This is a genomic window from Amycolatopsis sp. NPDC004368, assembly GCF_053602515.1.
In genome coordinates this window covers 42,513-59,604 of record NZ_JBSGDT010000035.1, presented here as the reverse complement: position 1 = coordinate 59,604, position 17,092 = coordinate 42,513, and the positions used below count along the sequence as shown (strand labels likewise).

The following is a 17,092-nucleotide window of genomic DNA, read 5'->3' as shown; positions in this document are numbered from 1 at the left end:
GCCGCGGAACGGAACCAGCGGAGTTCCGGCGGGGGTACGAGGAACGTGACGCTGCTCTCGTCGGACGAGCCGTGCGGGATCAGCGGTAGTTCGTGAACTGCAACGCGATCTCGAAATCCTTGCCCTTCAACAGGGCGATCACGTCCTGCAGCTGGTCCTTCTTCTTCCCCGACACCCGCAGCTGGTCGCCCTGGATCTGCGCCTGGACGCCCTTCGGCCCCTCGTCGCGGATGAACTTGGCGATCTGCTTCGCCTTGTCCGACGCGATGCCCTGCAGGATCTTGCCGCCGATCTTGTAGATCTTGCCGGACAGCGCGGGCTCGCCGGCCTCGAACGCCTTCAGCGAAATGTTCCGCTTGATCAGCTTTTCCTTGAAGACCTCCACGGCGGCGAGCGCCCGCTCCTCGGTCTCCGACTCGATCGTGAGCGCTTCCTCGCCGGACCACTCGATGCTCGTCCCGGTGCCACGGAAGTCGAACCGCGTGCCCAGCTCCTTGCTCGCCTGGTTCAGCGCGTTGTCCACCTCCTGGCGGTCGACCTTGCTCACCACGTCGAAAGAGGGATCCGCCACGTGTCCTCACACCTCGTACTCGCTCGTCAGGGGCCACCAGCCTAGCCCCTGCCACCCAGTTGATCCGCGCGTCGGGCCGTTGGGTATTCTTCTTCTCGGCCGGTCACCCGGCCATGGCAGGTTACCCAAGCGGCCAAAGGGATCTGACTGTAAATCAGACGGCTCAGCCTTCGGGGGTTCGAATCCCTCACCTGCCACACCAGCCAAATCACCCCCGTGACCAGCAAGAACAGGTCACGGGGGTGATCTTGTGCTGTGCGGCTGTGTGCGGACGTAGGCACCCCGTGACGACTGTCCGCCCCCTATTCGCCCCCGCGGGATTCGGGGCCTACGCGCCTCCGAGTGCCTTCATCAGGCGATCCCGGGCGGCCTGCTCGCCCCCGTCGAGACACTTCGCGTAGACGCGTAGCAGCACTGCCAAGCTGTGCCCGGCCCACTTCGCCACACGGGTCGGTTCGATCCCGGCGGCAAGCTGCGTCGAGACCGCTGCGTGGCGCAAGTCATACGGGCGCTTGCCAAGCGCGCTCGCGGTGACTTCCGTTGTGAACACGGCCTCCCGGCAGCGCGCCCACGCGCGGCCGTAGACCGTGCTGCCGATGCGACCGCCGTCGCGCTCGCCTCGAAACAGCCGGCCGTCCGCCGCTGTGCCAAAGGTGTTCATGTGGTCGTGAAGCAGCTCCGTGAGTTCCGGAGGGCTCGGTGCCGTCCTGCCGTGGTCCGCCGGCCGGTGCTTCAAAGGGCCTTCCTCGGACGGGTCGCCGCTGTCGGTCCACTCGCCACTGACTTCCGGGCGTGCGCCCTTCAAGTGGATGTCGCCCCAGCCAGATTCCGGAAGTACCAAGTCCTGCTTCTTGAGCTGGGCGGCCTCCTCTGGGCGGAGTGCCGCGTAGTACATGGCACCGAAGAACGCCCTAAGCCGCGGCGGCGCGGCTGCGATCAGCATGCGTGCCTGGATCGGGTTCACGACGGATTTTGGATCGACTTCGTGCAACACGAACTTCTGCTTCTTCACCTTGACCTCATCGAGGGGATTGGACGAGAGCGCCTTGAGCTCGACTACGGCGTAATCGATCAGCTCCCCGAGGGCGGTGCGGCGAATTCTGGTTGTGTTTCGAGCGGCCTCCTCGCCGTCCATTTTGAGTGCCAGTGCTCGTAGAACGGATCGAAGTACGTCGGGCTTCTCCAGGTCCGTCATGTTTCGGCTGGCCTTCTCGACGAAGTTCAGCGCGTGCCGTATCTCCGCTGCCTGCTCGCTGTCTCGGTGCTTGGTGTTGAACGCGATCTTCAGCGCCTTGCGCAGGACGCGTGTGTCACCGTCGTACTCCCGCTTGAGCATGGGAATGGTAGCGATCATCATCGATTCGGCCAGTGACGCACGGTACTTCGGCGACGCGTCGGGCCACTTCATGTCGATGTACGCGCACGCGCATTTGAAGAACGTCATGGAGCGCTGCGCTCGCAGCATCGTGACCGGGAGCCCCTCGCGAGTGTCGAACGCTTGGCCCTCCGACGCTGCTGTCACGAGCTTCGAGCGGAACGCCTTGGCGAGCCGCTCGCCGTCGAACGTCTTGCCGAACCTCTCCTCGGCCACAAGCCAGCGCACGCGGTACGTCGTCTTGGTTTTGCCCACGCGGGACTCGATTTCCCAGATTTTCACCTCGAACGTCGTCGCCATCAGGCGGCCTCCTCGCAGGACTCAAGCCAGTTTTCGAAGTCGATTTGCCGGACCCGAAGGGATCCGTTCGGCAATTTGATGCAGCGGGGCGCGCGGCCCTTGGCGCGCCATTCGTAGAAAGTCCGACGTGAGATGTCGAGTTCAGCGCACACGGCGTTGACGGTGAGGCTGTGGCGTGGGGCGGCCATTTCGGGGGTCCTCTCGCGCGGTGCTGGCGGTGGCGTGGGGCGCGATGAACATGGGTGCCTCCTGGGGGATCGGTAGCGGAAGACCGCTACGGGATTGGCTGGGCTGATCCGCTACGTCCGCTACAGCCGCTACATGCCTGGTCAGAGGCGTAGCGGGTACGTGGGGCGTAGCGCTCGTATCCGCTACAGCTCGGCCGGCGCCGGCGGGCCGGTCGAAGCGGGTGTAGCGGATGCGTCCGCTACGGCTTCGGTGTCCGCTACGCCCGTGACCTGCGGTGTAGCGGCTGTAGCGGACGTAGCGCTTGCGGGCAGGTAGCGGCTCCAGGCGTCGGCGAGCCCGCCGTCACCGTCGACGCGATAGCCCTTGGGGACCTTGCCGCCGGGCATGCGGACGTTCTTCGAGCGGATCCCGTAGGGCTCGAGTTCCTTCGCCAGCCGGCGGGAGTCGAGCACTTTGCCGTGCCCGTCGAGATCCCCCCAGGGCGCTTCGTCCAGCTCACACAGCGCGGTGAGGATTTCGGCGGTCGGCAACTCGGTGACGCCGCGGGCGGTGAAAAGCTCCCGGAGGTCGGCAAGCAGCCGGATACGCAGTCCCCCGCCGTTGCGGTCGACGCCGGCGGCAGCGACAAAGTGCGAGCAGGCGGCGCGAGCGGTGTCCGGCCAGTGGTCGCCGGCGGCGTCGGCGATCGCGATCAGGGGCCGCCAGATCTCGGCAGAGCGGTCCCGCACACCGTCGGGCATGTCCGGCCGGCCGCGGCTGACCTTGTCGGTCACGGTGCCGATCCACGCGGCGAGTTGCTCGCGCAGCGGCACGGCCTCGGCTTCCACGTCCTCCTCCCAGAACTCCTCCACCTCCTCGTCCGCGCGGCGGCGCCGCATGTGGATCGTGATCGCCCGGGTAGTGATGGTGTCGGGCATGTTCCCGGCGATCCCGGCCAGCGCCGCCGGCGCGTAGACCGGGAACCTCTGCACCTTCATCGCGCGGGCGTCCCCGACGCAGCGTGCGATGGTGGCCGACCGCTTGTAGCCGGCGTTGAGCAAGCCGCGGAGGTCCTCGTTGTTGCCGCCGTTCTTCGGGTTGAAGATCGTGTCCACCTCGTCGAACAGGATCGTGATCGGCCCGTCGTTGACCATGCGGAACAGCGCCGCGGTGGTTGCGGAGATCGTCATTTCCGGGGCCCGCACGAGATGCTGGGCGACTTCGAGCACGCGTGTCTTGCCACTGCCGGGTTCGACGCTGGACAGGATCAGTCGCGGTGTGACGTAGAAGTGGTCGACGGCGTGGGTGTGGGCGTACCAGAGCGCAAGCATGGGCGCGCAGTGCTCGGAGGGGAACGCGTTGAACCGCAACACGAAGTCCCGCACCCGGTCGAGCACCTCGTAGCCGGGCACCGCGGTGGCGTGGGCCGCGCGCCAGACGATCTGGCAGTTCTCCGAACAGAAGTCGTCGGAGGGTGAGGCGTCCAGCGCGCGGCCACACTGACAGCACGCGCCGCCACCTTCGGCGGCAACGGGTGCACCGATCGCCGCGTCGATCGCGGACACGGTGCTGTCCACACTGGTCATTAGGCTGCCTTTCCTCGTTCGGATGCGTGGGGCGCAACGGTGATGCCGAGCAGCGGAAGCAGGTAGCGCAGCGCGGCGGTGGCTTGCTGGGGAACGACACCGTTACCGGCGAGGCGGAGCATGTCCGCGCGGGTGAGACCAGGCACAGCCGTGATGTGGCCAGTGGGCAGCCCCATCATCCATTCGGGCAGAGCCGGGTTGAGCACCGCGCCGCCGCGCCGGCCGAGCACGGTCGGCACCGGCGCGGCCTGCCCGGTCACGCGCTCCCATCGGCGGATGGCGAGCTCGTACTCGCCCCACTGGACCGGAGCCGGGTCGCTGCCGAGGGCAAGGTGAGGTCGCCTTTCGAGCCGCGCTGGTTCGGTCCGCCCTTCGCCCCGTCGCTGGCCTTCGGCGTGGGCAGCAACAGGAACTCGATCGCGGTCAGGGAGGGGTCGTTGCGCCGGGTCTCCGCTTCGCTGACCCCACGCCGCGCGTCGGTCGCTTTGGGCGTCGGGAGCAGCGAGTCCAGCGACGGCCGGACCGCCGCGCCGGGCGAGGCACTCTGGTTGTGGCCGTACGGGCTCGCGGTCGGGGTGGGCAGCAGGTGCGACGCCACGTCGTCCAGGCTCACCGAGTGCCCGCCCTCCCGGCGCTTGTCCGGGTGCTGCGAGCCGCCGTTGGTCCCAAGGTTCGCGGTGGGTGTCGGCAGCAGCGATGAAGATCCGGTACCGGGTGTGGGGAGCTCCCACGGCGGAAGCGGGCAGGCCACACCAGACCGCGTCATACCCGAGGTCGGCCAGGTCTGCGAGAACGGCTCCGAGTGCCCGCACAGCAGGGCCATCCGGTCCGTCTCCCAGACACCACGGGCAGGGTTCCACGTCGCTATGGGCTGGGGCATGCAGCAGTCCTCTCACGTTCTCGATGAGCACGAGCTCCGGCCGGAGCGCGGCGGTGGCGTGGCGCATCACCGACCACAGCCCGGAGCGGGTGCCGGGCCGGATGCCGGCCTGCCGTCCGGCGGCAGACACGTCGGTGCAGGGGAACCCGCCGGTGAGCACGCGCACCGGTGGCACGGTCGCGAAGTCCGCCGTGGTGATGTCCCCGAGGTTCGGCGTGCCCGGCCAGTGATGCGCGAGCGCCTTCGACGCGCCCGGGTCGATGTCGCAGTGCCACACCACCCGGCCACCGAGGAGCGGCGCGACGGCGAGCTCGCACAGCCCGCCATAACCAGAGAACAGCGACCCGATCGGCAGAACGTCGTCCACGGTGGTCATCACGCTGCCTCTCCTCCACGGGCTACGGGGTTGCGGGCGCCGGCAGTCAGCCCGGCATCGACCACGCGGGCGACCTCGCGCGGGGTGCACTCGCACGGCGCGGCGACCATGTGACCGGCCGCGGCGATCAACTCGGTACGCGCAGTGGCGTGGTCGATCAACTCGGCACCGAGCTTGCGGCCAATCGTGTAGGCCGCGGACGAGAGCACCGTGTTGTGCTGCTCTGGCGCGGCCGTACGGACGCGATCGCACTCACCAGCGAGCGCGGCCAACCCGTACCGGTTCGGGTCCACAGCGCGGATCGCACGGGGCGCTGAGATCGCCGTAGACGCGCGTTCGGTGCACGCCTGGACCAACCACCCCGGCAGCTCGACCGGATCGGTCTCGTCGCACAGCTCCCAGCCCCCGACGTCGGCGACCGACCCGGGCCCCACCACGTACCCGCCGTGCGCTCGCACGTCGACGCGCGGGGCGAGCTGACCGGCACTGCTGCGCAGGTGAGTTCCGGCTGGCGCGAGGTAGTACAGGTGCCGACCGCCCGACGGCGTGGTGACGGTGTAGGTCGCCGGCAGCGGGCCGCCGCGCTCCTCAGCAAGCTCGGCCAGCGCGCTCGCCCCGTCCGGCCCGGGCTGACCGGGCTTGGGCTGGTCGAGGTCGATCACCACGAGACCGGCGGGGCCGGTGGCCACGGCCACGTTCCACAGGTCGGTGTCCCAACAGCGGCGGATACGGGCGGGATCGGTGGTGGCGCGGTGTTCCCAGTCCCGCACCGCCGGCTGCTTGCGCAGCGGAACGAGCGGGAACACCGGCCACCCCATCGCAGCGAGGTACAGCGCCCATTCCCGGAACGGGTTGCTGGCGTCCACTGTGGTCACCGGCCCTTCTTGGCGTTGTGGATGGCTTCGCAGACCGGGCACTTGTTCGGGAACAGCGGTGACTTGGTGCCGCTGCGCTGGACGGTGATGCCGCAGAGGGTGGTGAAGGTGCCGTTCCACCACGAGGTGGTGCCGCGGTGGGCGAGGGGTTTGCTGCTCATCGGGTGCCTTCCGGGTCGGTGGTGGTGGGCAGGTCGACGCGTCGAGCGGCGTCGGTGAGGATGCGGACGTGGTCGAACGCGACCCGGTCGCGGTTGCGCAGAATCCAGGCGAGCGGGAGCCAGCGGGCGATCCGTGCGTCGTCGCCGGCGGTCGGGCGGATGAGGGTGTGCAGGATGGTCCAGAATGCGCCGGTGACGTAGCGGCCGCGGGGGTCGCGGTCGGGCTGGTCGTAGACGCCGACTTCGCCGAACCGCTCGACCAGCAGCCCTGTTTCCTCGTGGAACTCACGCACCGCGGCGTCGCGGAAGGTTTCGCCGGGGTCGACGTGCCCGCCCGGGAGCGCCCAGTAGCCCTCGAACGGATTCCAGCGGCGCTGGATCATGAGCACGTGCCAGATGCCGGAGCGTTCGGCGAACGCGACGACGTCCCCGGTGAGGCGAGCCAGTTCAACGGTGTCGTGGGTGTCAGCCATCGATTCGGTTCCCTTCGTTGGTTACGGTGTGTGCCTGTTTTCGGCATGGGTGGGGTAGCGCGGTGTCCGGGGAGGGACCCGCGTCACGGGGTGTTCAAGTGGGGTTTTCGGTGGGTGATCAGGGGTTCGGGGAGCGACTCCCCGGGCTCCCTCGGGGGTTGTCGTCGCTGATCAGGTGAGGGAGGCGGGTCCCGGGGAGTCGGTGAGGGAGAACTCCCCGGGATTCGGTGCCTCCCTCACTCGGATCCTTCGGTGTCGTCGGCGTCGAGGCCAGCGATTTCGTCACGCTCTGCGATGGCTTCGCGGACGCGGTCGGCGCTGACCTTCATCGAGCCGCCGGACTTGTACGGGGCGGCGCCGTACTCGGACAGGAACGCGGTGAGCTTGTGCGGGGTCCAGTCCACATAGGTCGCGCGGTCGCGTTCGGTCAGGCGCTGCAACACCTCCTGCGTGCGCAACCGCGGCTCACCCCCGAGGACGGTGGCGATATCGGCGAGCGGGTCGACCACTGCGGCGGCCGGCGTCGGCGCGGGCTTGGCGTACCCGGCCTGCTCGCGCAACGCCTTGGCGCGCACCACGATCGGGGTGATCTGGTCGACGGCCTTGTCCTTGCGGATGTGGTGGGTGCGCAGCAGGCCGGGCCGGGAGGCGAACCCGGAGGCCATGGCGGTGCCAATGTCCTCGCCGGCGACCAGGGTGGTCGCGGTGATGCCCTGCTTGTGGGCGCCGGTGCCGAGGATCGCGTCGTTGCCCTGGTGGTCACCGATCGCGAAACACACCCGGTGCGACACGGTCTTGGCGAGGTCGCGGGGCAGGCTGTCGGCGCTGGGGGCGGGGGTGACGAAGATCAGGGTGATGCCGCACTTACGGGCCTTCATCATGACCTTGATCGCGAGCTCTTTGGCCTGCTCACCGAGCTTGTCGTGGCGGAACATCTCCTGGCACTCGTCGAACACGACGACCTTGGGGCGCATCCGCGGGTCGCGTTCGGCGATCTCGCGGGTCAGCTTGGTCTCGTCGCCGCCGAGGTCGGAGAGGATCTTGCCGCGCTCGGTGACCTCGTTGCGCAGGTTCTGCAACGCGGCGATCGCGGCCTCGACCTGCTCGTTCTCGTCGCCCTTGACGAACTCGTCCAGGACCGGGGCCATGGCGTCGTAGTCGGCGTTGAACGCCATCACATAGACCTCAATGGACACCAGCGGGTCGAGCATCGCGCCGCACAAAATGTTGTGCACCAATGAGGTTTTGCCCGAGCCCATGATCCCCGCCGCGGCGTAGTTCGAGGCCATGAGCCGCCCGGTGACCTCCTGTCCGCGCTGGTCCACGCCGACCGGCACGCCCTTGAAGTAGTCCGCGGTGCCGTCGGCGAGCAGCGGGTACGGGTCGACCGGTTTGGTGAGGATGCCCTGGTCAGCGACCCACAGGTCCAGCACGCCGGGCTGGTTTTTCGGCTCGGTGGGCCACACCTCGACCGGCAGGCGCACGAGGTTGTGCGCGAGCACGCTGCGCTTGTCGTTGATCATCTCGACGGTGACGCCAGGCGGGAGTTCGAGCTGGGTGCGCCAGCCCTTGCCGTCGCGGCCGGTGCCTTGCACCCACCGCGGGGTCCAGCCCTCTTTGAGCTTGCGGTTGAGCGGGGCGAGGTTGAGGTTGCGCAGCGCGTTGAGGATCGCGCCCTCGTCCGGCACCTGCTCACGGCCCTCACGGTCGGCGGACGGGGCGGCCCAGGTCATCGGGGTGGTGTGCTTGCGCCCGACGTTCCACAGGGCGATCAGGATCGCCCACGGCGCCACAGCCACGATCGGGGTCCACGAGATCGTGACCACCCACGCGACCCACTGGACCAGGTCCATCAGGGCCTTGATCGGCCCGAGCACGTCGGCGAGATCCTTGTTCGCAATGGCGATCACGATGCCGAGAGCGAGCAGCCCGGCGACCAGTGCCGCGGCGCCCATCACCACGGCCTTGATCAGCTTGCCGGGGGCGTCGAGCCATTCCATGCGCCGGCGGTGGCGCCGGTCGCGGGCCTGTTCGGCGCGGGTTTCCCACTCCTGCAACAGCTCCCAGTTGTTCGCCGCTTCCGCCGCGCGCAACATTCGCTCGTAACGGGAGTTCGTTTTGGCTTCCCACACGCGCTTGCAGATCACCCACGCCCCGGCGAACGGGTAGCAGGTGTGCCGGACCAGCGCGCGCCCGGCGGTCTTGGTCGCGTTGTGCGTGGCGACCTTCCGGCTCACCTGGTAGGCGACCACGGCGTCGCGGCGGTACGCGGCCCAGCGGGCTTGCGCCAGCTCCTTCTCCGACATACGGGCCCGGTACTCGTCGTCGGTGAGCACCTCGTCGGCTTCGAGCGCCTCGCCCTGCTCGGTCGGCACGGGCAGTCGGTGCACGGTGGCAAGCTCGCCGGCGACCGGGATCGTGTTCTCGGTATCCATGGTGGTGTCCTCCCGGGTCACTGGTGGTCGGCCTTGTAGTCGTCGCGGAGCTTGCGGGCCCACTCCGCCTTGCAGTGGATGGTTTTGCGGATCGACTCCGCCGACTTCGGGTTGATCGACACCGTCGGGTCGGCCAGCGCCGCGGTGAAGTCGGCGTGCGCCTGCTCGAAGGTGCGCTGTTTCGGTGCCCGGTGCGTCGACGTCGGCGGGGTCGACTTGCCCTGGTCAGCGGGCGGGTCGAGGGTCAGGACTGGGGCGTCGCCGATCGGGTCGTCCCCGGCCTGCTCGACCGGGTCGGCGGGCCGGTCCTGCACCGCGAGCCACGCGCTGACCTCGTCGGCGAGCACGTCCCCGACGTAGTCGCTCGGCTCGATCGCCGCGACCAGCCGGGCCTGGCCGTGGCGGCGGGTCAGGGTGTAGCGGCCCGGAGCGAATACCAGGCGTGCGGCCCCGTCCCGGTCGAGCTCCGCGACGGCGTGGCGTACCGCGACGGTGCGAACCTTCGCGATCTTGCGGGCAGCCTGCCGGGCGATCTTCGCGTCGTCTCGCTCGGCACGAGAGCGGCGCGGGGCGGCTACGGCGATCTGGTGGGCGATCACCCCGGCAACGGACACGATGCCCATGACCACGGCGGCGTCCCAGCCGCGGTGCAGGCCGTGCAGGACGTTGAGCGCGAACCCGACCCCGGCGAACACCCACACCCCGGTCTTGAGCGCCCACGTCGGCCGTTCGGGATGCCGGCGACTCGAGACCTCGACCGCGAGGGCGAACGCCCACATCCCGAGTTCCGACAGGGCCGGCAGGGCGTTGCCGGTCCAGTCGCCGTAGGTGCCCTGCCCGTAGTCGGCCATCGCCGGGATCGCCATCACAGCGGACACCAGGGCGAGCAGGTAGATGGGCAGCTTCACTCGGTGCTCGGACAGCCATGCACCGGCCGCGGCGAACGCGGCGGCGCGGGCGGCCTTGCGCTGGGTGCGGAGCTTGGCGGCGCGGTCGGCGGCGGCGTCCTGGTCGGCGCGGCGCTGCTCGGCACGCGCCGCGGTGGCGGTCAGGGTCCGGTCGAGCTTGGCCGCGGCGTCGGCGCGGCGCTGTGCGGCATTGGCGGCGCGGTCGGCGCGCCGGTCGTCGGCCCAGGTGCTCATCACGCACGCTCCCTGTTCTCGTCACGGTCGGCTGGGGCCGGCGCGTTTTCGGTGGTGGTGCTGGTGATCTGCCGCGGCGCGGCCCCGGCGGGCAGGGCGGTGCGGGTGCGGCGGGTGTGCAGCTCGTGCACGCCCCACGCCACGCCGACGCCGATGGAGCCGAGGGCCAGCCAGCCGGCGACCAGCCACCCGAGCACCAGCGGGGCGGCCACGGCGAGCAGTTCCGCGAAGTGCCAGGCGATCCACTGCGTGGCGGTCTCGGTGCGGGTGCAGGTGTGCCGAGTGGTCATGTCGGTCACCTCCGTTCAGCGGGGCGGGTAGATGCGGCCGGCGCGGGCCTTGGCGAGCAGGAAGGAGGTCTTCACGGCGCTCACGGCCAGCCAGATGCCGTATGCGCCGGCCGGCAGCACCACCCACACGGTCGGGAAGAACACGACCAGGGCGACCAGCACACCGACCTGCAAGACATGCCCGCGCAGCGTGGCCTGCGCGTCCCAGGCCACGGCCTCGCAGTACGCCTGGTGCTGCCAGGTCATCCACGTGCGGCTCTCGCGGCGGTTACGCATGGCGGGCCTCCCGGGTGCTCTCGTGCGGAAAGAACTGGTTGATCGGGCGGCGCGGCGGGCGGGACGCCTGCGCGGTGGCGTAGCGGTCCAGCTCGCCCATGACGCCCTCCAGCACTCGGGCGAGCAGCACGATCGGGATCCGGACCAGGTGCAGTAGCAGGAACAGGAGCACGGTGAGCGCGTGGCGGATCAGGGTCAACGTGCCGTAGCGGGACAGGACGTCGAAGGTGCTCACGACTGGCCACCGCCGTTCTGGCGGTCGGCCCAGTGCTGGCACCAGGCCAGCACGTCCGCGGCCGGCGAGGTCCATCCGATGGTGGGGTCGGTGTCGAATTCGCGGGCCGCGGCGACGGCGGCGGCCTGGTTGGAGATCGTCAGCGGCAGGATGGTGATCGGTCCGGAGTGGCCGAAGTTCATCGGACACCAGGAGTCCAGGCGGACACGGAGGGCGTTTCCGTCGATCTCCAGGGCCGGTGTCACCGCGAGGTTCGGGGCGATCTGGACGAACGGGCGGGCGAACGACACCACGGTGTCGCCGACCGTGATTTCGCAGTTCACCGCGACGGTGGCGTTGCCGGTGCACACGTAGCTGTCGAGCTTGAGGTAGTTGGTCATCGGTTCCCCTCCTGACGGGCGGCTTCGGCCCGGGCGCGGTCGAGTTCTGCCTGCTGGGTCTGGATCTCGTCGTGGAACACGCCGGAGTCGCTCACACGGCCACCTCGATCCGGTCGGCCTGCTCGATCTCGAAGCAGGTCCAGCACTGGCGGGTGCTGGTCGGCACGCAGTAGTCCTGCACTTCGGTGCAGTCGACGCAGGTGCGTCGGGCTTCCATCGCGTGGTCCATCTGCCCCGGCGCCGCGGTGCCCTTGAGCGCGGCGCGCTCGACTGAGAACAGCGGCGCGACGGTCTCCCGGGCGTAGGGCTTCAGGTGGCGGAACACCAGCAGCGCCACCGGGTCCTGTCCGTTGGGCCGCAACCCGGACTCCCGCAGCTGGGTCTTCGTGAGCAGCGTCGAGGGGGCCTCGCCCCACCCGAATACCGGCAGCCCGTCGCGGAAGCCGCGGCACAGGCACGCGTGGTGGGTGCGGCCGTCGAACACCGTCGTGATCTGCTGGCGGCGGTTGCGGGGGTTCATCGTGCGGTCACCTCGCGAACCTGGGCGGTTTCGATCTCCTGCTGGGCGAGCAGGCGCAGCTGCGTGGCGACGTCGAGGTAAGTCCGCACCCGGGGGCCCTTGACCGCGAGCGGCGCCCCGTTGTTGACGATCAGGAACCGGGCCATCAGGCACAGCTGCGCGGAGATCTCCTGCAACCGGCCAGCGATCTCCCGGGAGATCAGCCGGTTCAGCTCGTGCGGCGTGTAGGTGTAGGTCTCGGGCGCGGCCGGCGCTTCGTCGGCGGTGCGCGGGGCCTGGTGCGTGGCTACCATCTGGGATTCCTCCGTGCGGTCTTGCGGCTGGATGGTGGAACCCGGCGCGGCGTGCGCGTTCTTGGCGGAGTGAGCCGCCGCGTCGGGCTGGAAGAACAGGCGAGTCGTCATCAGCAACCCCGCTCAGGACGCGTGGTGCTGGGCCGCGGCGGTGATGTGCTCGCCGGCGGACGCGAGCAGCCTCACCGCGTCACGGGCGTCCTCCGCGGCGATGTCGGCGTACTGGCGGGCGTGCTCGACGGTGTCCTTGGCGCTCTTGAGCCACGCGCGGATCTCCTCCAGGTGGCTTCCCGAACCCAGGATCGCCGCGGCCTGTTCGCTCACGCTCGTAATGGCTTCCTCGGCCTGCGCCAGGGTGGCGATCCCCTCGGTGTTGTTCCCAAACGCGTCCAGGACACCGAACGGGAGGCTTTCGGTAAGGGCGCCCAGCTGGGCGGCCTGCTCGTTGATCGACATTGCGGGTACGTCCTTTCGTTGGTGAAACAGGTGGAAGTGCTGGTGTGGCGGGGTTTTCGTCAGGCGGCTTCGCCGTCGAGCGCGGCGAACGAGACGCGGGTGGGCAGCGAGCGCAGGACGGTGCGGCCGGCGCGGCGGCGGGTGCGGCTCGCGCGGCGCTGGTCGGTGAAGTCGCAGCGGAACGCGGCCTCGGCCGCGAACTCGTCTGCGGAGAGGTCCAGGTCCACCTGCTCGATCAGGGCGTCGATCACGGCTTCGGTCAGGCCGTCCGGGGACACGCCCTCGGCGGCGGCCTCGTCGACGTACACGCCGGCGGTGTCGAGCTTGCGACGGTTGATGTGTGTGGACCTCATCTGATCTCCTCTCGTTGGCTGACCTAATCCAACATAGGTCAGCATGTGTCAGTTGTAAGTCGGCCATTCGAGTGAACTATGTCGGTGTGTGTCAGAGCGGTACCCTGATCACATGGACGCGATCGGTGGGGCCGCATATCAGCGCGTAGCTGAGGCAATCCGCGAGCACATTCGAAGCGGTGTCTTGGAGACGGGCGACAAGCTTCCCGGCAACCGAGACCTTGCAGAACAGCACGGGGTCGCTCTTGCGACTGCTCAGAAAGCGGTTCGGTTGTTGCAGGACGAGGGGTGGGTGGCGACCACTCCGGCGGTCGGCGTCTTCGTCAGTGGCATTCCCGACGAATCAGCCAGCGTCGAGGCTCAGCTACGCGATTTGCGAGCAACAGTCGCGGATCTCGCTGCTCGGCTTGAGCGCATCGAAGGCGGAGCTAGCTAGCGATGGCGTGTCCGAACGACGCGAGCGCATCTCCAACGCTTCCCAGCCATCCGAACGCTGCACGGGCGAAGCTAGCGGCATCTGCGGGCTGCCTGATCACGACGACGAGCAGGCCCAGCAAGACCAACGTGCCGATGATCTTGCCTCGTGCGCTGCCGCTCTTCTCCTGGACAACCGGCGTCGTCTTGCGAGCCATGGTGATCTCCTTCTTGGCCAGTCCCGGCCGCTCCGTTCGGCGGCATATACAAAGAAAACCGCAGCTCACGGGACGTCGGAACCGCACTTACCGGGATCTTTCGAGACGTCCCCGGACACGTGCGCGTCCCGCGAAAACGTCCCAAACGTCCGCGCGTTCGATGGGAGTTCGACGTGGCCAATGACCGCCTACGGACGGCCATGCTCGCCGCCAACCTGGACGTCCACAGCTTGGCCGGAAAGGTCGGCGTCGACTGGAAGACGGTCGATCGCTGGATCGGCAAAGAACGCGTGCCACACCGCACGACGCGGCAAAAGGTCGTGGCGGTACTTGGTGGACGGGAAGAGGATCTGTGGCCCTCGCTGGCCGCAGACAGCCGTCCCGCGCAGAGCGAATCTGAACTCGTGCGCCTGTACGAGTCACGTTCTGCACTCACCGGCGCAGCGTGGGAAGCGCTGCTGAACAGCGTGCAGCACAGCATGGACGTGCTGGTGTTCTCGGGTGCCTTCCTCGTCGAGCAGTACAACTTCGTGCCGTTGGTGCGGCAGAAGGCCAAGGCGGGCGTTCGCTTCCGGCTGCTCGTCGGAGATGAGACGGCGCCAGCGGTTGTCCAGCGAGCCGTGGAGGAACGCACTCCGGGAGGACTCGAAGGGCGCGTGCAGCTGATGCGTCGTTACCTTGCCGACGTGGTCGACTTGGACGGCGTCGAGGTCCGCACGCACGGCGAGATCCTCTACAACTCGCTGTACCGGTTTGACGATGATCTGCTGGTCAACGGGCACGCGTTCGGTGCCCTGGCGGGGCAAAGCCCGGTGATGCACCTGCAACGACGACCGAATGGCCACATGTGGGAGCACTACATGCGGTCGTTCGAACGAACCTGGGACCTGGGCGTCCCGGAGAAGGCGTAGGGATCATGGCTCGCATCGACTACTTCGACGACCCGAACGCGCCGGCGGCCAATAGCGTGGTGCCGTCCGTGACCGTGGTCGTGCGCGACGAGCAGGGTCGGGTGCTGCTCATCCACAAGATCGACAACGACTTGTGGGCGCTCCCCGGTGGCGGGCACGACGTGGGGGAGAGGATCACCGATACAGCTGTTCGCGAGGCCAAGGAAGAGACCGGGGTGGACGTCGAGATCGTCCGCCTCGTCGGCACGTACACGGATCCGCGGCACGTCATGGCGTATGACGACGGCGAGGTTCGCCAACAGTTCTCACTTTGCTTCGAGGGCCGATGGGTCGGTGGTCAGCCTAGGGAGGATGGCACGGAGACTAAGGCAGTGCGCTGGGTTCGCCCGGCTGACCTGGATACGCTGCACATCCACCCGTCAATGCGGCTCAGGATTGATCACGCTCTCGAAGCGAACCGAAAAGCGCCGTATCTAGGCTAATGGGTTAGGCGAGTCTCTGTGCGCCTCACTGATTCCCTGAGTATCGGCGAGGCCTTAACCCACGTTCGGTGTACTGGGTCGTTGGGTGGGTAGCGTTTGAGGATCTCCTCAATCCTCTCGTCATACGTCAGTCGTTCACCGCTAGGGCCGGTCGTTAGATCAGCTGTCACTAATGCATCCAAGGCGGGCGAATTCTCGAACGGAAACTCGGCCAGTTCGTCAGCCAGGCCACGTTCTTCTGCCTCGAACCGCGCTCCGGAGTGGTGTGCCACGAGGTTTACGACTCTGGCCGGCCAGCCCTGGTTGCGGAGGTATCGAGCCCCGTCAAGCGGATGGAAATGGGTGTGACCAATCTCGGGTGCGTAGCCGATGTCGTGCAGCCATGCGGCAGCGACCAGGTGGTCGCCTTCGTTGACTGGCACGGCCGGCTTGAAGCTGCTGGCGCGCTCCGCAACACTTTGAACGTGCAGCCAACGTCGCCCGAGCGGGGCCACGAACTCCTCTGCGACGAGCGCTGCATCTGCGACTGTGAACATGCGCTCTACGTTACAGCGATCCGTGCGCCCGCAGCGAACAATCTTGAAACCCCGGTGGTCTGCTCCAATCGAATTCCTCAGTTCTTCTCTTTTGTTGCGTTCTGGACGAGGGAGGTCAATGCCTTCGCCACCTCCTCGATGGGGTGACCTGTTGAGGTTTCACCGGGGTTGTCGGCGTCCTTTTCGACAAAGAGTCGACGGGCCGCCTCAGTTTTGATTGCCATTTGCTCGGATTCCGGAAGTGTAATAATGAAAGGGTCGAGTGCCTTTAGGTCCAACTGTTTCGATTTCGCCAATCGCGATTGACGCTGATGTTGTGCAGATTCACGAGCTGAATAAAGGCCGCCGCCCAGTAGCGCTACGGCGCCAACAATGCGAATAACTGCTTGCTGCCAGAACCCGCCTGATGGATCTGGCTGTACAACGTGCCCAAGGAGAAGCCAGATGAAACTTCCAGAAAAGAACACGAGAGCAAGTCCTCGAAGCCAGTTTGCTGCCACCCGCTCCTGTTGCGCATACTTTCCGTAATCCGTCGCCGTTGCGGTCCACCCAACGGCGCCAACCAGTTCCTCGGCCTTCTTCTTGAGGGCTGTGAGTTCGTCAAGAGAAGCGTTTCCTTTTTTTGACTCTTCAAGGTAGAGTTCTTCAAACTTCTCATCATTGATCTTCTGGGATTCTGAAAACTTCTCCTGGCGATCTGCTATCTCATTCGAGAAACGACTTGACATGTCTCCGACGGCGGCATCAATTCGCTGAATCTCGCTGTCAATCGTCGAACTAAGCCGCTGAACTTGACTTTGAGCATCATTCAGGTGATTTCCGTAATCGAGTCGATTTTCTTCGACTTGACCTTTTAGAATTTCGATTTCATGCTTGAAATCTCCCGCCTCGACGAGTAGTTCTTCGAGCTTCTTTTGTGCTTGCAGCTGGAATTCTTCAGAGGTGCTCATGACGCCCCTGAAGTAGGAGTCCTTCAGTGGAGGCCAGGAAAGTGTGATTCTGGCTACTTCAACAAGTTGGGAGACGGCCTCATTTATGTATGCGTCGTTTCGATTGTTTTGAAAGTTTTTGAGATTCTGATCTGCATTCATTATATGGCCCTGTAGGGCCTGTAAATGTTGAGGGCGAAGTAGTGGGTTCCAGTTCTCTCGATGATCCGACAAGTTTGCAATCACGTCTCGGATGTACTCAAGTCCGTCTTCGCCGATGTTGCTGAGCGGGGGTTCTACTTCAGATGCGGTTTTTCTGATCGACTCGACAAAACGCCAAATATCGTGCGAAACATATTCTTGCTTACGTCGTGCGACGCTCATGGGCGACCCCTCTTCTACAACGAACCTCCCAGGGGATCGTTGGTTGACCCTTGTTCGTAACGGATGAGATAAA

Annotated in this window: 24 protein-coding genes, 1 tRNA gene and 1 pseudogene; 4 read left to right on the top strand and 22 right to left on the bottom strand. The window is 66.9% G+C overall.

Annotated elements, in window-relative coordinates; genetic code table 11:
- Window positions 1–79 precede the first annotated feature (79 nt).
- Window positions 80–571, bottom strand: a complete 492-nt coding sequence (locus ACWEOE_RS34150; RefSeq protein WP_326568029.1) for a YajQ family cyclic di-GMP-binding protein — start codon at window positions 569–571, stop codon at window positions 80–82.
- Window positions 572–686: 115 nt separating this feature from the next.
- Between ACWEOE_RS34150 and ACWEOE_RS34145 the strand changes: the two genes are divergently transcribed.
- Window positions 687–768, top strand: a tRNA-Tyr gene (locus tag ACWEOE_RS34145).
- A 131-nt stretch (window positions 769–899) separates the two neighbouring features.
- On the opposite strand, the gene ACWEOE_RS34140 is transcribed toward ACWEOE_RS34145, so the two are convergent.
- The 18 genes and pseudogenes from ACWEOE_RS34140 to ACWEOE_RS34055 form a co-directional block, all read right to left on the bottom strand.
- Window positions 900–2,246: a tyrosine-type recombinase/integrase gene (locus tag ACWEOE_RS34140; protein WP_452016545.1), complete on the bottom strand. Its 1,347-nt coding sequence runs from the start codon at window positions 2,244–2,246 to the stop codon at window positions 900–902.
- Window positions 2,246–2,434, bottom strand: a complete 189-nt coding sequence (locus ACWEOE_RS34135; RefSeq protein ID WP_452016543.1) for a helix-turn-helix transcriptional regulator — start codon at window positions 2,432–2,434, stop codon at window positions 2,246–2,248. The genes ACWEOE_RS34140 and ACWEOE_RS34135 overlap by 1 nt, the downstream gene beginning before the upstream one ends.
- A 183-nt stretch (window positions 2,435–2,617) precedes the next feature.
- Entirely contained in the window at window positions 2,618–4,000 is a 1,383-nt protein-coding gene (locus tag ACWEOE_RS34130; RefSeq protein ID WP_452016541.1) for a DUF3631 domain-containing protein, read from the bottom strand.
- Entirely contained in the window at window positions 4,000–4,260 is a 261-nt protein-coding gene (locus ACWEOE_RS34125) for a hypothetical protein (protein ID WP_452016595.1), read from the bottom strand. The genes ACWEOE_RS34130 and ACWEOE_RS34125 overlap by 1 nt, the downstream gene beginning before the upstream one ends.
- Window positions 4,261–4,734: 474 nt before the next feature.
- A pseudogene (locus tag ACWEOE_RS34120) lies at window positions 4,735–5,256 on the bottom strand (DNA cytosine methyltransferase); the annotation flags it as partial.
- Complete coding sequence (locus ACWEOE_RS34115; protein WP_452016539.1) at window positions 5,256–6,131, bottom strand: bifunctional DNA primase/polymerase; 876 nt, start codon at window positions 6,129–6,131, stop codon at window positions 5,256–5,258. The gene ACWEOE_RS34115 and the pseudogene ACWEOE_RS34120, both read right to left, overlap by 1 nt.
- Window positions 6,128–6,292 (bottom strand): hypothetical protein, encoded by a 165-nt coding sequence (locus ACWEOE_RS34110; protein WP_452016537.1) that lies wholly within the window; start codon window positions 6,290–6,292, stop codon window positions 6,128–6,130. Before ACWEOE_RS34110 ends, ACWEOE_RS34115 begins: the two co-directional genes overlap by 4 nt.
- Window positions 6,289–6,765 (bottom strand): NUDIX domain-containing protein, encoded by a 477-nt coding sequence (locus tag ACWEOE_RS34105; protein ID WP_452016535.1) that lies wholly within the window; start codon window positions 6,763–6,765, stop codon window positions 6,289–6,291. The genes ACWEOE_RS34110 and ACWEOE_RS34105 overlap by 4 nt, the downstream gene beginning before the upstream one ends.
- 236 nt (window positions 6,766–7,001) lie before the next feature.
- Window positions 7,002–9,200, bottom strand: coding sequence for an FtsK/SpoIIIE domain-containing protein (locus ACWEOE_RS34100; protein ID WP_452016533.1), 2,199 nt, complete (start codon window positions 9,198–9,200; stop codon window positions 7,002–7,004).
- Between the two features lie 17 nt (window positions 9,201–9,217).
- Window positions 9,218–10,342 (bottom strand): hypothetical protein, encoded by a 1,125-nt coding sequence (locus tag ACWEOE_RS34095; protein WP_452016531.1) that lies wholly within the window; start codon window positions 10,340–10,342, stop codon window positions 9,218–9,220.
- On the bottom strand, window positions 10,342–10,632 hold the full coding sequence (locus ACWEOE_RS34090) for a hypothetical protein (RefSeq protein ID WP_452016529.1): 291 nt from the start codon (window positions 10,630–10,632) through the stop codon (window positions 10,342–10,344). The genes ACWEOE_RS34095 and ACWEOE_RS34090 overlap by 1 nt, the downstream gene beginning before the upstream one ends.
- 15 nt (window positions 10,633–10,647) lie before the next feature.
- On the bottom strand, window positions 10,648–10,908 hold the full coding sequence (locus ACWEOE_RS34085) for a hypothetical protein (protein ID WP_452016527.1): 261 nt from the start codon (window positions 10,906–10,908) through the stop codon (window positions 10,648–10,650).
- Window positions 10,901–11,143: a hypothetical protein gene (locus ACWEOE_RS34080; RefSeq protein WP_452016525.1), complete on the bottom strand. Its 243-nt coding sequence runs from the start codon at window positions 11,141–11,143 to the stop codon at window positions 10,901–10,903. The genes ACWEOE_RS34085 and ACWEOE_RS34080 overlap by 8 nt, the downstream gene beginning before the upstream one ends.
- Window positions 11,140–11,523, bottom strand: coding sequence for a hypothetical protein (locus tag ACWEOE_RS34075; protein WP_452016523.1), 384 nt, complete (start codon window positions 11,521–11,523; stop codon window positions 11,140–11,142). The genes ACWEOE_RS34080 and ACWEOE_RS34075 overlap by 4 nt, the downstream gene beginning before the upstream one ends.
- Before the next feature lie 91 nt (window positions 11,524–11,614).
- Window positions 11,615–12,043 (bottom strand): RRQRL motif-containing zinc-binding protein, encoded by a 429-nt coding sequence (locus ACWEOE_RS34070; protein WP_452016521.1) that lies wholly within the window; start codon window positions 12,041–12,043, stop codon window positions 11,615–11,617.
- Window positions 12,040–12,447 carry a hypothetical protein gene (locus tag ACWEOE_RS34065; RefSeq protein WP_452016519.1) on the bottom strand — a complete coding sequence of 136 codons (408 nt, stop codon included), beginning with the start codon at window positions 12,445–12,447 and terminating at the stop codon, window positions 12,040–12,042. Before ACWEOE_RS34065 ends, ACWEOE_RS34070 begins: the two co-directional genes overlap by 4 nt.
- 12 nt (window positions 12,448–12,459) lie before the next feature.
- Window positions 12,460–12,792 carry a hypothetical protein gene (locus tag ACWEOE_RS34060; RefSeq protein ID WP_452016517.1) on the bottom strand — a complete coding sequence of 111 codons (333 nt, stop codon included), beginning with the start codon at window positions 12,790–12,792 and terminating at the stop codon, window positions 12,460–12,462.
- A 59-nt stretch (window positions 12,793–12,851) separates the two neighbouring features.
- Window positions 12,852–13,145 carry a hypothetical protein gene (locus ACWEOE_RS34055; protein WP_452016515.1) on the bottom strand — a complete coding sequence of 98 codons (294 nt, stop codon included), beginning with the start codon at window positions 13,143–13,145 and terminating at the stop codon, window positions 12,852–12,854.
- A gap of 112 nt (window positions 13,146–13,257) precedes the next feature.
- Between ACWEOE_RS34055 and ACWEOE_RS34050 the strand changes: the two genes are divergently transcribed.
- Entirely contained in the window at window positions 13,258–13,581 is a 324-nt protein-coding gene (locus ACWEOE_RS34050; protein ID WP_452016513.1) for a GntR family transcriptional regulator, read from the top strand.
- Here the strand turns inward: ACWEOE_RS34050 and ACWEOE_RS34045 are convergent.
- Window positions 13,574–13,777 carry a hypothetical protein gene (locus ACWEOE_RS34045; protein ID WP_452016511.1) on the bottom strand — a complete coding sequence of 68 codons (204 nt, stop codon included), beginning with the start codon at window positions 13,775–13,777 and terminating at the stop codon, window positions 13,574–13,576. The genes ACWEOE_RS34050 and ACWEOE_RS34045 overlap by 8 nt on opposite strands.
- A 173-nt stretch (window positions 13,778–13,950) precedes the next feature.
- On the opposite strand from ACWEOE_RS34045, the gene ACWEOE_RS34040 reads away from it, so the two are divergent.
- Together ACWEOE_RS34040 and ACWEOE_RS34035 are read left to right on the top strand one after the other, a co-directional pair.
- Entirely contained in the window at window positions 13,951–14,688 is a 738-nt protein-coding gene (locus tag ACWEOE_RS34040; RefSeq protein ID WP_452016509.1) for a helix-turn-helix domain-containing protein, read from the top strand.
- Between the two features lie 5 nt (window positions 14,689–14,693).
- Window positions 14,694–15,170, top strand: a complete 477-nt coding sequence (locus tag ACWEOE_RS34035) for an NUDIX domain-containing protein (protein WP_452016507.1) — start codon at window positions 14,694–14,696, stop codon at window positions 15,168–15,170.
- On the opposite strand, the gene ACWEOE_RS34030 is transcribed toward ACWEOE_RS34035, so the two are convergent.
- Entirely contained in the window at window positions 15,167–15,706 is a 540-nt protein-coding gene (locus tag ACWEOE_RS34030; protein WP_452016505.1) for an HD domain-containing protein, read from the bottom strand. The two genes, ACWEOE_RS34035 and ACWEOE_RS34030, sit on opposite strands and share 4 nt — an antisense overlap.
- A 77-nt stretch (window positions 15,707–15,783) precedes the next feature.
- On the bottom strand, window positions 15,784–17,019 hold the full coding sequence (locus ACWEOE_RS34025; RefSeq protein ID WP_452016503.1) for a hypothetical protein: 1,236 nt from the start codon (window positions 17,017–17,019) through the stop codon (window positions 15,784–15,786).
- Between the last annotated feature and the right edge of the window lie 73 nt (window positions 17,020–17,092).